This window comes from Escherichia sp. HH41S, assembly GCF_009820115.1.
GTDB lineage: Bacteria > Pseudomonadota > Gammaproteobacteria > Enterobacterales > Enterobacteriaceae > Escherichia > Escherichia coli_F.
On the sequence record NZ_VNXE01000064.1, the window covers coordinates 69,305 to 85,535 of the forward strand.

The 16,231-nt window shown below is 50.4% G+C and carries 16 protein-coding genes and 1 pseudogene; 1 reads left to right on the forward strand and 16 read right to left on the reverse strand.

What is annotated here, in order from left to right:
- The first annotated feature begins 17 nt into the window (after window positions 1-17).
- Window positions 18-650 carry a LysE family transporter gene (locus FQZ95_RS12405; protein WP_000371335.1) on the forward strand — a complete coding sequence of 211 codons (633 nt, stop codon included), beginning with the start codon at window positions 18-20 and terminating at the stop codon, window positions 648-650.
- Between the two features lie 16 nt (window positions 651-666).
- Here FQZ95_RS12405 and FQZ95_RS26145 read toward each other — a convergent pair.
- The 16 genes and pseudogenes from FQZ95_RS26145 to FQZ95_RS12475 form a co-directional block, all read right to left on the reverse strand.
- Window positions 667-907 (reverse strand): annotated as a pseudogene (locus tag FQZ95_RS26145) (hypothetical protein).
- A complete protein-coding gene (locus tag FQZ95_RS26985; protein ID WP_439218385.1) occupies window positions 877-1,059 on the reverse strand; it encodes a hypothetical protein in 183 nt (60 codons plus the stop codon). Before FQZ95_RS26985 ends, FQZ95_RS26145 begins: the two are co-directional and overlap by 31 nt.
- A 220-nt stretch (window positions 1,060-1,279) precedes the next feature.
- Entirely contained in the window at window positions 1,280-2,095 is an 816-nt protein-coding gene (locus FQZ95_RS12410; protein WP_032183385.1) for a hypothetical protein, read from the reverse strand.
- Window positions 2,096-2,337: 242 nt separating this feature from the next.
- Entirely contained in the window at window positions 2,338-3,387 is a 1,050-nt protein-coding gene (gene yahK, locus FQZ95_RS12415; RefSeq protein ID WP_032183383.1) for an NADPH-dependent aldehyde reductase YahK, read from the reverse strand.
- Window positions 3,388-3,473: 86 nt separating this feature from the next.
- A complete protein-coding gene (locus FQZ95_RS12420) occupies window positions 3,474-4,430 on the reverse strand; it encodes an ABC transporter permease (protein WP_032302512.1) in 957 nt (318 codons plus the stop codon).
- Entirely contained in the window at window positions 4,427-5,398 is a 972-nt protein-coding gene (locus FQZ95_RS12425; protein ID WP_032183379.1) for an ABC transporter permease, read from the reverse strand. Before FQZ95_RS12425 ends, FQZ95_RS12420 begins: the two co-directional genes overlap by 4 nt.
- The gene (locus FQZ95_RS12430) at window positions 5,391-6,875 is read right to left on the reverse strand and encodes a sugar ABC transporter ATP-binding protein (protein WP_000447340.1); all 1,485 of its coding nucleotides are present in this window, start codon (window positions 6,873-6,875) and stop codon (window positions 5,391-5,393) included. The genes FQZ95_RS12425 and FQZ95_RS12430 overlap by 8 nt, the downstream gene beginning before the upstream one ends.
- A 48-nt stretch (window positions 6,876-6,923) precedes the next feature.
- The gene (locus FQZ95_RS12435; protein WP_001042105.1) at window positions 6,924-7,907 is read right to left on the reverse strand and encodes an autoinducer 2 ABC transporter substrate-binding protein; all 984 of its coding nucleotides are present in this window, start codon (window positions 7,905-7,907) and stop codon (window positions 6,924-6,926) included.
- A 253-nt stretch (window positions 7,908-8,160) separates the two neighbouring features.
- On the reverse strand, window positions 8,161-8,571 hold the full coding sequence (locus FQZ95_RS12440) for an ASCH domain-containing protein (protein ID WP_032183414.1): 411 nt from the start codon (window positions 8,569-8,571) through the stop codon (window positions 8,161-8,163).
- A 296-nt stretch (window positions 8,572-8,867) separates the two neighbouring features.
- Window positions 8,868-10,250, reverse strand: coding sequence for an amidohydrolase family protein (locus FQZ95_RS12445; RefSeq protein ID WP_105277174.1), 1,383 nt, complete (start codon window positions 10,248-10,250; stop codon window positions 8,868-8,870).
- 9 nt (window positions 10,251-10,259) lie between these two features.
- A complete protein-coding gene (locus FQZ95_RS12450; RefSeq protein WP_160530255.1) occupies window positions 10,260-11,210 on the reverse strand; it encodes a carbamate kinase family protein in 951 nt (316 codons plus the stop codon).
- Window positions 11,211-11,241: 31 nt separating this feature from the next.
- Complete coding sequence (locus tag FQZ95_RS12455) at window positions 11,242-11,607, reverse strand: hypothetical protein (protein ID WP_160530256.1); 366 nt, start codon at window positions 11,605-11,607, stop codon at window positions 11,242-11,244.
- A gap of 35 nt (window positions 11,608-11,642) precedes the next feature.
- Window positions 11,643-13,061, reverse strand: a complete 1,419-nt coding sequence (locus FQZ95_RS12460) for a DUF1116 domain-containing protein (RefSeq protein WP_160530257.1) — start codon at window positions 13,059-13,061, stop codon at window positions 11,643-11,645.
- On the reverse strand, window positions 13,061-14,608 hold the full coding sequence (gene fdrA, locus FQZ95_RS12465) for an acyl-CoA synthetase FdrA (RefSeq protein WP_160530258.1): 1,548 nt from the start codon (window positions 14,606-14,608) through the stop codon (window positions 13,061-13,063). The genes FQZ95_RS12460 and fdrA overlap by 1 nt, the downstream gene beginning before the upstream one ends.
- On the reverse strand, window positions 14,598-15,461 hold the full coding sequence (locus FQZ95_RS12470) for an oxamate carbamoyltransferase subunit AllH family protein (RefSeq protein WP_160530259.1): 864 nt from the start codon (window positions 15,459-15,461) through the stop codon (window positions 14,598-14,600). The genes fdrA and FQZ95_RS12470 overlap by 11 nt, the downstream gene beginning before the upstream one ends.
- Window positions 15,462-15,500: 39 nt before the next feature.
- On the reverse strand, window positions 15,501-16,106 hold the full coding sequence (locus tag FQZ95_RS12475; RefSeq protein WP_032183362.1) for an ankyrin repeat domain-containing protein: 606 nt from the start codon (window positions 16,104-16,106) through the stop codon (window positions 15,501-15,503).
- Between the last annotated feature and the right edge of the window lie 125 nt (window positions 16,107-16,231).

A 16,231-nucleotide genomic window follows, 5' to 3' on the forward strand; every position in this document is an offset into this window, starting at 1 on the left:
TTTATGGATGAAATCACATGGATCCCTTGCACGCCGTTTACCTGACCGTAGGACTGTTCGTGATGACTTTTTTTAATCCGGGAGCCAATCTTTTTGTGGTGGTGCAAACCAGCCTGGCTTCCGGTCGACGCGCAGGAGTGCTGACCGGGTTGGGCGTGGCACTGGGCGATGCGTTTTATTCCGGGTTGGGTTTGTATGGTCTTGCGACACTCATTACGCAGTGTGAGGAGATTTTTTCGCTTATTAGAATCGTCGGCGGCGCTTATCTCTTATGGTTTGCGTGGTGCAGCATGCGCCGCCAGTCAACACCGCAAATAAGCACACTACAACAACCGATTAGCGCCCCCTGGTATGTCTTTTTTCGCCGTGGATTAATTACCGATCTCTCTAATCCACAGACCGTTTTATTTTTTATCAGTATTTTCTCAGTAACGTTAAATGCTGAAACACCAACTTGGGCACGTTTAATGGCCTGGGCGGGAATTGTGTTCGCATCAATTATCTGGCGAGTCTTTCTTAGTCAGGCGTTTTCTTTGCCCGCTGTGCGTCGTGCTTATGGGCGTATGCAACGCGTTGCCAGTCGGGTTATTGGTGCAATTATTGGTGTATTCGCGCTACGCCTGATTTACGAAGGAGTAACGCAGCGGTGAGCAGATAATTTACTCTCTACGTAATCAACCTGATTTGCCGAATCCCGCTCATCGGCGATGATACCCCCCGTAATGCGTGGTCCTTATTTCCGATAAGTTTACTTGAGTCTTTAGCTTCCCATTTCAGCCCACTCTCCCCTGTGTGGGCTTTTTTCATTTGTCTGCTTCAGTGAGTAGCTGGCAATGCTCCATCCACTCTGCAAGGATGATAATAAGAGGATCTGATTCAGAAGAGTTTTGAAAAATTGGACCGCCATCGAGGCCTCGAACCCCGTACCATACAACAATCCTGGTTGTCGTCTGCTCTTCCTGATGAGCTAATGGCGGTTTGTGATATGAGCCTTACAGCATATTGTCTGTCAGGCTTGAGTGCGATGCGTAAGATACAGAAAAGACCCCACACAAACATGATGGAATTATGATTTTTTTCATATGAATTTCAACCAACACATTCATAAAACACTCGCACAAGTTCACTTTTTAAGCAACATGACGCCGATCACAACAAAATATCGGCGAAAAAGGAGGGTAAATGCCATTTGACGTAGAGATAAGCAGATGAAATGATTACCCGCTTTGCGATTCACTCTCTGATGGAATAACAAATTGGAGATGGAAAAGTTTCTAAACTAAAGAGTGTAGCGTATTTTAACGTGCTTATTTACAGGATAATATTTGTCACCTAATTCCTGCACTCTATTAGATACCCATTGATTTAATCGTGCATCATCTCTGTATGTTTTCACGTTCAGAACGGAGAGCAATAACATCACTAGCGATTTAGGAAAAACAGGGTAAATATTTTTTAAGTGCAATAATAATTCATACGCAAGCGCCTGCTTAATAGGTGCGTCTGCATCTGGAATGCGCGACATTTCGCGAAGCCATTTTTCTACATGCTCACATTCTTTCCCTTCACGGAAAAGTCTCAACAAAGGCATATGGTGCTCAAGAAGAATGCATTTGCAATCTGTTCGTACTGAATCGATAAACTGCACTAATTTCTTAAGTCCGGTGAAGCGTCCGGCATGGATATTCTCTTTAATATCAAGAAACACGTCATCCTGATCATATACCCAAACGGTCCCTTTTTGATTTTCAAGTATCCGAAAAACAAACTTAATCGGGTAATCAGGGTAATCCACCCAGTCATAAACTCCAGGGAAATCATTAAACTGCACATTTATGGTAAGCGCATTGTCGGCTGCCCACTCGCAATCTCGTACGGCAGCCATGAGATAAATGAGTTTATCATCATCGACTAAATCATCACGACAATCATAAGGATAATCATAGTATTGTTTAATCAAAACCTTGAATATATCGACACAAGAAACCAGTGTACTTCTGATATCTTCAGGTAACTGATTGTTTTTAACCGTATTGTGTACGCTTTGTTTCGTATATAGCAACAAATTATTGTGCGGCGCTTTTAATGGTATCATTGCGATCTCTCTTAAATAAAAATAAACGTCGCAGATAATAAAGCCCTGATTAAACCAGGCACTATCAGAAATCGCTCATAACTAACGAGTGAAGTATTGTGTACTGGAGGTAGTTATTTTAACAATTTGAATTTACGTTATAGGTTTTACCGCTACTTTGATATTATTTCGCTCTCCTTAACTAAAAAGTTAAGTGGAGAGCGAAGTTAATATGTTAAACCACAGGGTATTTATTAATTGTTTCAGTCTGTTAGTGTGCGATTATCGATAACAAAACGATATTTCACATCTCCTCGCAGCATTCGCTCATAGGCTTCATTAATTTGATCGGCCCGAATCATCTCTATATCAGCCACGATGCCATGTTCGGCGCAAAAATCGAGCATCTCCTGTGTTTCTGGAATGCCGCCAATCATAGAGCCGGCTATCGCGCGGCGTTTCATGATCAGGTTGAAAACTTCCGGCGATTTATGCGGTGTCGCAGGCGCACCAACCAGCGTCATGGTGCCATCGCGCTTCAGCAAGGTGGTAAAATCATCGAGATTATGTGGCGCAGCTACGGTATTCAAAATGAAATCGAAACTCTTCACATGAGCCGCCATCTCATCGGCATTGCGCGAGTTAACAACTTCATCGGCCCCAAGGGCTTTTGCCGCTTCGCGTTTTGACTCAGACGTGGTAAACGCCACTACATGCGCCCCCATCGCGTGGGCCAGCTTTATCCCCATATGCCCCAGACCGCCAATGCCGACCACTCCCACTTTTTTACCCGGCCCGGCCTGCCAGTGACGTAGCGGCGAGTATGTGGTGATCCCTGCACACAACAAAGGAGCCACCGCCGCCAGCTGCTCTTGCGGGTGACGAATACGCAGAACATATCGCTCATGAACGACGATCTGTTGTGAGTAGCCGCCCAGCGTATGGCCCGGTTCGTCCGGCGTCGGCGAGTTATAGGTGCCGGTCATGTGATCACAGTAGTTTTCCAGCCCATCTTCACACTCTTCGCAATGTTTACAGCTGTCGACAATGCAGCCGACACCGACCAAATCGCCCGGTGCATGTTTTTTTACCTGATCACCAACGGCTACCACGCGCCCCACAATTTCATGGCCCGGCACGCAGGGATAAACCGTCCCCGCCCACTCGGAACGGACCTGGTGGATATCGGAATGGCAGACGCCACAGTAAGCGATTTCAATTTTGACATCATGCGGTCCCGGTTCACGCCGGGTAATATCCATCGGTTCCAGCGGTTGTTTAGCGGAATATGCACCAACAGCTTTGATCTTCATTGTGTTTACTCCTGATTAGCTATGTGTATTTGGCGATGCCTGATATGTCATCGCGGCAAAACGCGTCCATTGAATATAGCCAATATTTAAACCACCCGATCCAGCCCCAACATGCCGCGAGCCTGAATGAAACAGAGCAGCAACGTTCCCCATAAGGCCATCGTCAGGTAGGGGCTTATCCCGAGAATATTGAAGCCGCTTTCAATAATTTGCAGAAGAAACAGCGCCAGCACCATACCAATTATCCGCCCGCTGCCGCCGTCCGGATTAACCCCGCCGAGTACTGCCGCGAGGATTGACACCAGCAAGTACGATTCGCCATAAGAGGCCTTAGCCGAGTTGAGTTTCGACATCATCAAAAATGCCGCTACCGCACAAAGCAAGGCGGAAATGACATACACCCATATCAGCACCCGACGCGTGTTAATACCGGAGTAAAGTGTTGCTCGTTCGTTAGAACCAATCAGATAAATGGATTTACCGAGCGGCGTTTTCTCCAGCAATATCCACAGCCCCAGCGCCACTGCGGTAAACAACCACATCGGTAGCGGAATACCGAACCACTGTGCATGATTCAACCACAGCACCCATGAGGGATAATTGGCAATGGCGCTACCGCCTGTCACCAGAATATTTACCCCTTTGAGCAACGTCATCATCCCAAGCGTTGCAAGAATTGGCGACACTCGAATACCGGCAATCAATACGCCATTACATAAACCAATTATCACCGCCGCACCAGCGCCCGCCAGCAGCGTAGCGACAACCGTAGTAATACCCGGCGGATACTGAGTCGCCACCCACGCCATCACCAGTGAACAGGCGTTAGCGGTAGCAATAATTGACAAGTTAATGCCGCCACAAAGCATGGTCACCGCCATAGCCAACGCCAGAATGCCCAGCACGGGCATTTGCGAAGCGACAGACTGGAAGTTACTTATCGACCAGAAAATCTCCGGCATAGTAATGCTGAACGCGGCAACAGTTAGCACCAGCAGGCCGATCAAATAAAACTCAACGTTATTACGCCACGATTTTTTCATAGCAGACTCCGGTTCTGATGCTGACTCCACGCCGTGGCGCTAATGCTGGCAACGATGATGATGCCTGTGATCAATGTTTGCCAGTAAGACGAGACTCCCAATAAATTTAGCCCGTTTTGCATCACTGCCAACAACACCACGCCGAGCAAAGTACCGGTTAACGTGCCGCGCCCGCCGAGCAAACTAGTGCCGCCAAGCACCACCGCAGCCAGTACTGTCAGCTCATAACCCAGAAGAGAATCGGGGGCGACAGTCATCACCGTCCACGACTGCACTACACCCGCAGCACCAGACATCAATCCCATATAGCCGTAAACGAAAAGTTGCAGTTTCAGCACGCTAAAGCCGATGCGACTGGCTGATTCACGGTTCCCGCCAAGGGCATAAATTTTGCGCCCTACACTGGTGAAATTCATGATAAACGCTGTCAGCAGCACCACCGTAATCATGGCGATCAGCGGCAGACCAAGGCCATAGTCATAGCCGTCAACATCGGTGTACTTGAACAACATTACCCCCTGCTCAAACCACGGCGGAAAGTCGTACAGCCACACACCTTTACTCAACCATAACAGCAGGCCATAGAAAATATTCAGCGTCGAAATGGTGATGATGATAGAAGGCACCCGTAGGCGATTAACCAGTAAGGCGTTTATTAAGCCAAGTAAAATGCCGATGCCGCCCGCCAGGGCAAACGCGACAGCAAAGTTGCCACCCATTTTTTGCAGCAACAGCACCATGCCGTATTGCGCAATGATGGTCATTGCCGGAAACGAAATATCAATCCCACCGGAAATTAACACCACAAACAAACCACAGGCGAGAATAGTCAACATGGCATAGTTATTGGCGAGATCGTACAAATTACCGAATGTCAGAAACTCGTCGCTGCGCCAGGCAAGGCCAACAAACAGCACTATAATCAGTAATGCCAGCCAGAATTCATGGCGTTTTTTCAGTTCAGCCATTTACCACCTCCGCAATCCTGGCCTGAGAACTGCTGTCAGGCAGGAAGCTATGGGTGATCTGACCTTTTTGCATTACCAAAATCCGGTGGCTTTGATACCACGCTTCTTCAATTTCATCGCAGATCATCAATACCGCAATGCCATGAGCCGCCAGATCGCTGATAATGCCGTATATTCCTGCTTTGTTGGCGATATCAACACCGACAGTCGGGCTATCGAGAATCAACAGTCGTGGCCCAATCGCCAGCCATTTGGCGATCGATACTCGCTGCGCGTTACCCCCGGAAAGCGTATTCACCGGGAGATGTGGGTCAGAGACTTTGATGGTCAATGCCTTAATTAGCCTGTCCACCAGGTCACGCACTTTAGCTTCACTCAGAAAGCCGAAGCGATCTTTTACCTTGTGAAAAACAGTGCTAATGATGTTGTCTTCAATAGATTGCGCCATCACCAAACCGCGCGACATGCGATCTTCCGAAACATAACCAATACCGTGGCGGATGGCGTCCTGGTTACTATGCAGTGTAACCGGCTGACCGTTGATGAGGATCTCACCAGCATCCGGTCGGGTCATACCAAACAGACTCAGACATAATTCCGTGCGCCCCGCACCAAGCAGGCCAACAATCGACACCACTTCGCCCGCTTCCACCCGCAAGTTAATATTTTGATATTCCCCATGACGACTTAAATTACGCACCTCCAGCACTGGGGTGCTGGATTTTCCCTGCCACAACTCTCGCACCTGATATTCAAACTCCTGGCCGGTCATCAGGAAACCGAGTTGTTTTGTGGTCATCTCTGCAGCCGGAAAGGTCCCGACCAGCTCACCATCTTTCAACACTGAAATACGGTCGGAAACTTCCATCACCTCTTCCAGACGATGACTGACGAAGACCACGCAGATCCCGCGTTCCCGCAATTGATGCACCACCTGTAATAACCCTTGCACTTCCTGATGGGTCAGCGAAGCGGTTGGTTCATCCATCACGATCAACCGTGCGTCCTGCGCCAGTGCACGGCAAATTGCCACCAGCTGACAGCGGGCAATTGAAAGCTCAGAAACGAGCGTATCCAGTGGCAATGTGACGTTAATACTGGTCATTGCCGCCTGCGCCACCTCACGCAGACGACGTCGGTTAACAAACAGTCCGTGGTGATAGTGATTCACGGCGATATTCTCCCAGACACTCAGGTTAGGAAATAAAGAGAGGTCCTGATAAATCACCTGAATCCCCTGCGCCACCGAAGCGGCGGGTGTCAGCTTTGACCAGTTTTTCCCACCAAGCGTAATTTCCGCCCCCTCATCCGGGCGATAAACACCGGACATAATTTTAATCAACGTCGATTTACCACAGCCGTTTTGCCCGGCAAGGCAGTGCACCTCACCCGACATAAAGTCGAGAGAAACATCGCGCAGCGCTCGCGTGGCATGAAACGTTTTGTTGATATGACGAAGGGAAAGGAAGGTTTCCATAGCATCCCCTGGCAATAAGAATCGGGGCTTTCGCCCCGAAGAAATGGATTAATAAAGTGAGTCAATATTGTCTTTGTTGACCAGTAATACCTTATGGAAACGGATAATTCGCTTATCCATATCTACGTCGGCCTTACCGAGATTCTCCATTTCTAATCCAGGTTTGATCTCTTCACCCTTCAGCAACGTGCTGGCGACGGCCGCGAGTGCGTAACCTGCAGAGGCCGGATCGTAAGTAATCCCTTCGGTGATATCACCACTTTTAATCAATGATGCCGCCTGTGAAGGGATCATCATGCCATAGACTGCGACTTTATTTTTCGCCCGTTTCTCTTTCACCGCACGTCCCGCGCCAATCGGACCGTTTGAACCAAAGGAGACAACCGCTTTCAAGTCAGGATAGGTTTTCATCAGGTCCAGTGTGGTACGACGTGAGTCATCCACACTCTCGGCAACCGGCATGCGGCGGGTAACTTCATGCATATCCGGGTAATGCTCTTTCTGGTATTTCACCAGCAAGTCAGCCCATAAGTTATGCTGCGGCACGGTCAAACTACCCACGTAAATCACATAGCCGCCCTTGCCACCCATGCGTTTCGCCATATGTTCAACATATTCAGCGGCAAATTTTTCGTTATCAATGATTTCGATATCCCAGTTAGCACTTGGCTGACCGGGGGATTCGTTGGTCAGAACCACAATTCCGGCATCTCGCGCTTTTTTGAATACCGGTTCCAGCACGTTGGCATCGTTTGGCACGATAGTAATTGCGTTAACCTTACGGGCGATTAAATCCTCAATGATTTTAACCTGTTGCGGAGCATCAGTACTTGAAGGCCCCACCTGTGACGCATTAACACCAAAGGCTTTACCCGCCTCGACCACACCTTCGCCCATGCGATTAAACCACGGCATACCATCGACTTTAGAGATATTCACCACGACTTTTTCCGCGGCCTGGAGCGGCGCAGAAATTAGCGCAGCGCCTAATAACAGCGAAGACACCATATTGATAACAAAACGTTTATTCATCATTTCAGCCTCATTGCAGGGTAGTCAGGAAGTGTTCGCCCAAATTAGCGCGCTGGAGAGAATAAGAATTTTCGAATATTTTTATGCAGAATAAACAGCCCTATTTCAGGCAGCTATTAAAAATTTGGTTATAAATATGGACAAAACGGGCAGTAACAATAAGTGTGACAATCATCACGTAAAAAATAGCAAAATAAACAAAATTAGCGATACTTTATGTTTGTGAGCTTATTTCGCGTAGAAAAATAGTTATCTACACAATGTCAATAAGGGCATATTCTTCAAAGATAACATCCATTTCGGGTGAATAGCATCCTTCTGCCTGGAAAAAACGACGGTGTTCATTGCGCCAATATTCAAGACTGAGGTCACCTTCACCTTCCTTACGGGCAAGCTCCGCGGTGACATCAGAAAAGCGCAGTAAATGCAGGCCAATAACTCTGATAACACATACAGGCTCACCACGGCTATTTTCTACAATCTTATACTCACCAATCATCGGAAATGCGTTGTCTTCAATACATCCCGCCAGCGAACCACAGGAAGCTGTTTTAACACCAGTCGCAATCAACGTTGCGAGGTGATCAGCCAACGCTGCTGAATCGCCAAAAGTACAAAAGGAAGCATGGGGATATTTTTGTGAGATTTTTTCTTTTATGGTCATGAGAATATTTTCGCGATTACGGAAAAAAATCACATCTTAATTACTGTTGATAACCATCAGCAAGAGGATCATTGGTTTTTCTATGTTTAATCTTTTTTATCCGAAGCAGGTCACATTTATGGCTTGATAAATACCTTTGTTAAAACTCACTTTTGTGTATTTCTCTCAAATAATCCCCTGGAAATTATGCCGGGAGATTATAAAGTTCAGGATCATTCATTAACAAACCATTCCCGCCCCACTCCCTGGGGCTTAAATCTCTTACTATTCACCGTTGCAGGCGTTTCAAATTCGTATCAACCTGCCACACTCCCCCACACCAGTTGCCCTTTATGGAACGTTGCGGTTCTCGGCGAGATACGCGCCACCGCCTCGGCGGAACAGGAGGCGTCCACCAGCACAAAGCTGGCGTCATCCTGCGCTTTAGGCCAGACGCGCTCGCCTTTTTCGTTGAGCGGCAATACATCACCAGTGGCTAAAAACAGCGAGCGGGACAAATTCTGTTCGTTAGGACGAATATAGAGCTGCGCGTACAGATTGGCTTTTTCCAGCATGTCGCCCAGGCCGTAAGGCGACCAGTGGTCGATAACGCTGTCGGTGCCGGTCATCACTTTTACGCCTTTGTCGTGCAGCTGTTTGAGCGGCATATGCAACGTGCCAATCGGCACCGTCGAGGCGATCGAGATTTGCTGCGCCGCCATCCGGTTCGCCAGTTCATCTACTTGTTGCTCGTTGAGGGTAGCCAGCGCAAAGGCGTGGCTGATGGTCAGCTTGCCTTTTAGCTGCGGCGTTTTCTCCACTGTTTCAACCATATAATTGATGGCTGCCACGCCCGCCGGAGTGGTTTCGTGCAGATGAATATCGACGCCTTTGTCGTAGTCCAGCGCAATCTGGAACATGGTGTCGAGGGATTTTTCCATCGCGCCATCAACACTGGTCGGGTCCAGCCCGCCGACGTAATGCGCGCCTGCCTGCATTGCTTCACGCATCAAGGGTTCCGATTTCGACAGCAGCAAACCGTGCTGCGGGAAGGCGACGATTTCACACTCGAAGCCCGCCTGACGTCGCGCCAGCACCGCCTGCAAATTTTGCAGATTTTTCAGGCCGGAAACCGGTTCGATATTGCAGTGGCTGCGGGCAATGGTGGTGCCTTTCGACTGCAATAAATCGATCAGTTTTTCTGCCCGCTCCTGAGTGTACGGTTGTAACTCCGGCAGCATTTTCTGCTCGAGTTTGATCATGTCCTGGATGGTGGTGCCTGCCGGGCGATTGAGCGAGCGCCACGGTCCGCCGTAAAAGGTTTTGTCGAGATGAATATGCATGTCGCGAGTAGTGGGCAGCATCAGCTTACCGCCAGCGTCATATTGCGGCAGCGTGGCGTCCGGATGCTGCTTGTTCTCATGTAGCGCAACAATTTTACCGTCCTGAATCTCCACGGTCTGGCGCGCCGTGCGGGTCTGCACCGCCACACCGTTTTCGTAGTCAAAACCGGTTTCCAGCAGCACGTTATCAAGATAGTAATGCGGGTCAGTGATTTTCATGGTGTTATTCGCGTCGCAGTGGGTTGTGCCAGAGACCTCCGCATGGGCGAATGGCACAGAGGTACCAAACAGCGCGGCGGCGGTGACCATCTTACCGCTCTGGCTCAGAAATTCACGGCGGCTATTGTTTTTTTTCATCTTACGTCCTTACGTTTTAATAATATGGGTGCCCGTTTCGCCACGCAGCGCCGCGGGCAGGCATTCCGGCGTGGTGATAATCACTTCTTTACCGCCCTGTTCCAGGAACGTCAGGCTGGCGATGATTTTTGGCAACATGCTGCCTGGCGGGAAATGCCCTTCCTGCATATAGCGGGTCATGGTGGCAATATCCACCCGATCCAGCGCCTGCTGCTGCGGTTTGCCAAAATGAATACACACTTTTTCGACGCCAGTGGTGATCACCAGAATGTCGGCGTGAATTTCACGGGCCAATAGCGCGGTAGAGAGATCTTTGTCGATAACCGCGTCCACGCTTTGGTAATCTCCCGCGTCACTGCACACCACCGGAATTCCACCGCCGCCCGCGCCAATTACCACAAAGCCTTGTTGGATCAGCGCCTTAATGGCAGGTGCTTCGACAATACGTTTCGGTTCCGGCGAGGCGACCACGCGGCGATAGCCCCGTCCGGCATCTTCAACAAAACGCCAGTCAAGATTTGCCTTTTGTAATTCGTCACGCTGGCTGTCACTAAAGAATGCGCCGATGGGCTTGGTGGGATGAGCAAATCCCGGATCGTTTTTATCCACTTCCACCTGAGTCACCACGGTGACGGCTTTTTTCTCGCCGTGACGCGCCAGCCGATTGTTCAGCGCCTGTTGGATCAAGTAGCCAATGCCGCCTTGCGTATCTGCCACACAGTTCGCCAGCGGCGTTAAGGGCAGCCCTTCGCGCTCGTGGGCAATCTCCGCACGGCGTAGATCCAGCCCAACCTGCGGCCCGTTGCCGTGGGTCAGCACAATGTCGTAATCGGAAGCCAGCATTTCCAGCACCGTATCGGCCACGGCTTTCACCGCCTCCGCCTGATGCTCAATCGACTGGCTGGCGTTATCTTTGATAATGCTGTTGCCACCAATGGCAACGACCACAAGTTCTTTCATGTTGTTATGTCCGCTACAGAGGGTGATGGGGTTATGACCAACGCCAAATTGCCTGATGCGCTACGCTTATCAGGCCTACAGATTCTTGCGCCATTCGTAGACCGGATAAGGCGTCCACGCCGCATCCGGCAATCGTGACAAATGCCTGATGCGCTACGCTTATCAGACCTACAGATTCTTGCGCCATCCGTAGGCCGGATAAGGCGTCCACGCCGCATCCGGCAATCGTGACAAATGCCTGATGCGCTACGCTTATCAGGCCTACAGATTCTTGAGCCATTCGTAGACCGGATAAGGCGTTCACGCCGCATCCGGCAATCGTGACAAATGCCTGATGCGCTACGCTTATCAGGCCTACAGATTCTTGCGCCACTCGTAGGCCGGATAAGGCGTTCACGCCGCATCCGGCAGAGACAACGCGCACTTTGCAGGTCAGACGCCGTAACGTTCGCACCAGCCAAGAATGGCTTTTTCGAAGCAGGCGAATGGTGGATGCACAATGCCCGCGCCAATCATGCCGACGCCCGCATCTTTATGGGCAATGGCGGTGTTGATCACCGGCAGAATGCCACTGCTACCCACGCGGGTGATGTCGATTGCCGTCGGCACACCCATAAAACCGAGCAGCGGAATGGTCACGTTCGGGTTTTCGCCGAGAGTGATTTCGCGCATCTGACGGGAGAAATCGATAGCCTCTTCCACCGTACCGCCCACCAGCGCGACGATTGCAGGCGCGGTCGCCATAGCAAATCCACCAATGCCGTAGGTTTCGGTGATGGCGCTGTCGCCAATATCCAACCCAGAATCTTCCGGCTTATAACCGGCAAACATCGGGCCGATCACCTGCTGCGCCGGGCCGGTAAACCACTGCCCCGGTAATCCGCTGACCCGCAGGCCGAACTCGACGCCGTTACGCGCCATCGTGGTCACCACGGTGCTGTATTCGATGCCGTGCGCCGCATCCATCGCCGCTTTACACATCGCCATCCACGTCGGGCCGGAGAAGTAGTCGCTGCTGGCGACAAACTCAAACACTTCGCGCTGTTGCTCGACAGAATAGCCCGCCTGAATAATCCCCGGTGTCAGCGCCTGAATCAGCAGCGTCGTCCCGGCGTTATTGCGGTTATGGCACTCATCGCCCATATGCAGCGCCTGCGCCAGCATTAAGCGCAGATCAATCTCAGCGAGAATCTTCATTGCGTCGCGCAGCATGGGTCCCTGCACATCGCGCATCCAGTTCAGGCGGTCAATCACGCTCTGATCGTTAGCGCCCATACGCAAAATCTTCGCCATCTGCTCGCTCATGTTGGTGTAAGCGATGTTGCCGTAGGTTTTGTTTTTCACGATGTGCATAAACATCGAGGCCGAGGTAACACCCGCCATCGAACCCACGCAGTCGTGTTCGTGGCACGGCGAGAAAGTGATCTCCCCGGAGGCCGCCAGTTCGGCCGCCTCGTCGAGATCTTTCGCCAGCCCTTCGAACACCAGCGCCCCGGTGACCGCGCCTTTCATAGCGCCGCACATTTTTTCCCAGGTCACTGGTGGCCCGGCGTGAAGAATGGTTTTCGCTGTCATGCCAGGCACCACGTTAATCGCCTGATCAAAGCCAATCAGTACCGGATGCGACTGGATAATGCGTTCCAGCGCCTGCTGGTTAGCGGCGGCGATTTTGTCTGCCAGCGGTGAATCGGCAATGTTGTCCAGCGCCTGCACCACCTGCATATTGCCCTGCCCCGGCGGCGTCCAGTCGAGTTGGGTCACTTCTACATACTGCTTTTTCAGGTCATCGCTAAACATGGCGATGCCGACGTTAATAACGTTCAACGGTTGGCTAAACAGTGACTGGCTCATCAGGCTTCCTCACCTTTGCAGATAAATTCACGCGCCAGCAATCCGGTATTGGTGCTACTGCTCGCCAGAATCACTCCGGCATCAAGCAGCATCTGGCTTTGTTGTTCTAATGATGGCGTATCAAGATCGGTACCCAGCACATAGGCGAGAATGATCAACTCGCGTCCTTCGACAGCGGCGATCGCTTTCGCCTCTTTGATCGCATTGATGGTGGAGCCGACCGGATCTTCATGCGATCCAAATCCGAGCACAAAATCCATCACGATCACCGCCACTTCTGGATCGCGCGCTTCTTCGATCAAGCGACTGATACGGTTGGTCGGGTCAATCATTGGATGCGGCTTGCCGTTGGTGAAGTCGTCATCGCCAAAGTCGAGGAAGGTATGTTTGATGCTGCGGTTGATATCTTGCAGGCGGAATTCAGGATCGGGCTGGATATTGCTGTAGACATCGCCGTGTTTTTCCATCACCGCGAACATGGTTTCGTCACACAGCGTGCCGCCGCAGAACAGGCCACGAATGTATTTCTGCTGCGGTTGCAGGCGAGCGCGCACGTCAGCAATCAACGGCTGGTTCAGCGTATGCAGCTCGAGATGTTCCTGTTTCACGCCGGAGAGCATCACCGCTTTCAATGCCGCCTCTTTACTGCCGCGGGCAAACTGTAGCCCCTGCTCATCCACTGGCGTTTCGCCACGACCGAGGAAGCAGACTACCACCGGCTTGCGGCAGGCGCGTGCGCGTTCCAGCACTTTGCGGGCCACCGCAGGCGCAGGCGGTTTGGAGATAAGCACAATGATTTCAGTTTGCGGATCGTTTTCCAGCATCCCGATGGCGTCGAGCATCATCAGGCCGCCGATTTTCTCGCTCAGGTCGCGCCCGCCGGTACCGATCAGTTGCGAAACGCCGCCGCCAAATTCATGAATGCGGACGCTCAGCTCCTGGCTGCCGGTGCCAGATGCGCCAACAATACCGATGTTGCCGCGACGCACGGCGTTACCAAAGCAGAGCGCCGCGCCGTTAATAATCGCCGTGCCGCAGTCAGGCCCCATCATCAGCAGCCCTTTTTCGTGGGCCAACTGTTTGAGCGCCAGTTCATCTTCAACCGAGACGTTATCGGAAAACAGCATCACGTTAAGATCGTTTTGCAGCGCCTGACGCGCTTCGCGAGCGGCAAACAGACCGTTGACCGAAATCACTGCCAGGTTACTTTCCGGGATATGCTTTTTGGCGCTGGCAATAGTGGCATAACGCGCCTCGTGCGAGCCGCTTTGCGCTTTGCTGTTGAACAGTTCTTCAATCTCCACCAGCAACTGCTCGTTGTCTGCGCCCGCTTTGCCGTTGATGACAATCATCAGGTCGCCGTTTTTCGCCTGCTCCAGCTCCGGCGTCAGCAGCCCTAAATTCTTCAGCACGCCTTTGTTCATTTCGGTCGCCATCGCCACAAATGCCTGCTCGACGCCGTCGAGTTTATTTGCACGCGTGGAGATAGACATCAGCGAGACAGAATCAAAATAGGTATTCGGTTTAATGACTATTTTAACTGACATAATTCCCTCCGTAGGTTTGGCTCAGCGCACAACCATCGGCCATGCCATACAGCATGTCGCAGCCGGAACTGGAGCCAATATGTTTAATTTTTTCTATTGCCTGAGTTGCGTTCCCAGGTATGTCATAAATAATGTTATGAATAAAACGATGAATATTTTCCCGGCAGCGTTGTTGTAATGCGGCTTCCAGCGTTATGGCACTTAATAACGTGGTATTATTTCTGCCGCGTTGCAGACCGAGATAAAATTCCTCTTTGTATTTTTCCGCCGGATGCCCGGGAATAAATAAAATAAGCACCAGACCTGTTAAATAATCGTCGGCTGATGGCGTAAGGCCAATCCCTAACCCCATCATACTGACGACCGCTGAGGCGATATTTTGTTTATCGTTTACTGCCTGAATAACTGCCCGTCGTTTAATATGTAATTCTTTATTTAACGCCTGATAAAACGGATTATCGCCGCGATAATTAAACAGGGTTTCATTTTCCCCCAGGTGCTGATGAATAATGTCATGCCACTGTTGCCAGGCGATAAGGTGAAAATTCACAGCGGTCATTTGCAAGGTTGGGGACAGCCAACGCTGGCAATGACTCATCTCTATATGAAGATGTTGACCAACCGTAATACCTTGATCATCAAACTGAACCTTATCACCATGACGGAACAGACCATCAAAGTGAGTGAGTGCCAACCGACAACTGTTTGGCGCATTGTCGTACTCTTCACAAAGCAGTGTCAGCAACTGCTGGCGAGCCGGGATTGCGATATTTACCGCTCTGGCAAAGACCTGTTCAACCTGTCCTTGCTCCCGCTGCGCCAGAAAATCAGTATCCGCAGTTAGCGCCCACACACACCGTCTTTCTGGTGTGTTGATAGCAAGCCTCCCGGGTTATGCGCCTGCAGCAATAAGCAACTGAGCAATCTCTTCAAAGCCCCGTTCCCGTGCCAGTTCCAACGGTGTTTTACCATATTTATCGGTCATATGCGGGCTGGCACCATGTTCCAGCAATAACTGGACAATCGCCTGCTGTTTTATCCCGCCATCGTTAAGCACAATTGCTTCCAGGAGTGGCGTCCAGCCAACATGGTTGGTCTGGTTAACGTTAATATCCGTATGCGTCAAAAGCTCTTTCACAATACTTAAATGACCTTTTTCACAGGCAGGCGTCAGGCCGACACCGCCGAAACGGGTTACACAATTAAGGTCTGGTTTAGCCGGTAAAATAATTCGTAGTAGCGTTAAATCACCGTTCAGGCAGCTCATTAAAAAAGGATTTAAACAGGTCTGGTCTTGTTTATTAATATCCGCACCGGCATCAATTAATGCCTGAACGCAAGCATATTGCTGATATAAACTTGCCAGTGTAATTGCCGTTTTCCCCTGCCGATCGCAGGTATTTATATCGACACCCAGCGCAAGGCAAGTTTTTACTTTATCGATATCACCCTGTTGTGCAGCCAATAAATAGTCGGCAGGTAGATTTTTTATACTCATTAACATTCCCCTGGTTTTTGTGGCTGTTTTCGATGAATTGAGAATAGCAACGATAATCTGATAAAAGAACCCGCTTAAATTTAATTCGCCGTATTTCGCCTTTTTGTTGAATGATGTTCAACAAT

What these genes read in the sequence shown, in the direction of transcription:
- FQZ95_RS12410 (WP_032183385.1), bottom strand. Translation starts at nt 2,095, where the DNA reads ATGATACCATTAAAAGCGCCGCACAATAATTTGTTGCTATATACGAAA.
- FQZ95_RS12475 (WP_032183362.1), bottom strand. Translation starts at nt 16,106, where the DNA reads ATGAGTATAAAAAATCTACCTGCCGACTATTTATTGGCTGCACAACAG.
- FQZ95_RS12405 (WP_000371335.1), top strand. Translation starts at nt 18, where the DNA reads ATGGATCCCTTGCACGCCGTTTACCTGACCGTAGGACTGTTCGTGATG.
- FQZ95_RS12440 (WP_032183414.1), bottom strand. Translation starts at nt 8,571, where the DNA reads ATGACCATAAAAGAAAAAATCTCACAAAAATATCCCCATGCTTCCTTT.
- FQZ95_RS12450 (WP_160530255.1), bottom strand. Translation starts at nt 11,210, where the DNA reads ATGAAAGAACTTGTGGTCGTTGCCATTGGTGGCAACAGCATTATCAAA.
- fdrA (WP_160530258.1), bottom strand. Translation starts at nt 14,608, where the DNA reads ATGTCAGTTAAAATAGTCATTAAACCGAATACCTATTTTGATTCTGTC.
- FQZ95_RS12420 (WP_032302512.1), bottom strand. Translation starts at nt 4,430, where the DNA reads ATGAAAAAATCGTGGCGTAATAACGTTGAGTTTTATTTGATCGGCCTG.
- FQZ95_RS12430 (WP_000447340.1), bottom strand. Translation starts at nt 6,875, where the DNA reads ATGGAAACCTTCCTTTCCCTTCGTCATATCAACAAAACGTTTCATGCC.
- FQZ95_RS26985 (WP_439218385.1), bottom strand. Translation starts at nt 1,059, where the DNA reads ATGTTTGTGTGGGGTCTTTTCTGTATCTTACGCATCGCACTCAAGCCT.
- FQZ95_RS12435 (WP_001042105.1), bottom strand. Translation starts at nt 7,907, where the DNA reads ATGAATAAACGTTTTGTTATCAATATGGTGTCTTCGCTGTTATTAGGC.
- FQZ95_RS12445 (WP_105277174.1), bottom strand. Translation starts at nt 10,250, where the DNA reads ATGAAAAAAAACAATAGCCGCCGTGAATTTCTGAGCCAGAGCGGTAAG.
- yahK (WP_032183383.1), bottom strand. Translation starts at nt 3,387, where the DNA reads ATGAAGATCAAAGCTGTTGGTGCATATTCCGCTAAACAACCGCTGGAA.
- FQZ95_RS12425 (WP_032183379.1), bottom strand. Translation starts at nt 5,398, where the DNA reads ATGGCTGAACTGAAAAAACGCCATGAATTCTGGCTGGCATTACTGATT.
- FQZ95_RS12460 (WP_160530257.1), bottom strand. Translation starts at nt 13,061, where the DNA reads ATGAGCCAGTCACTGTTTAGCCAACCGTTGAACGTTATTAACGTCGGC.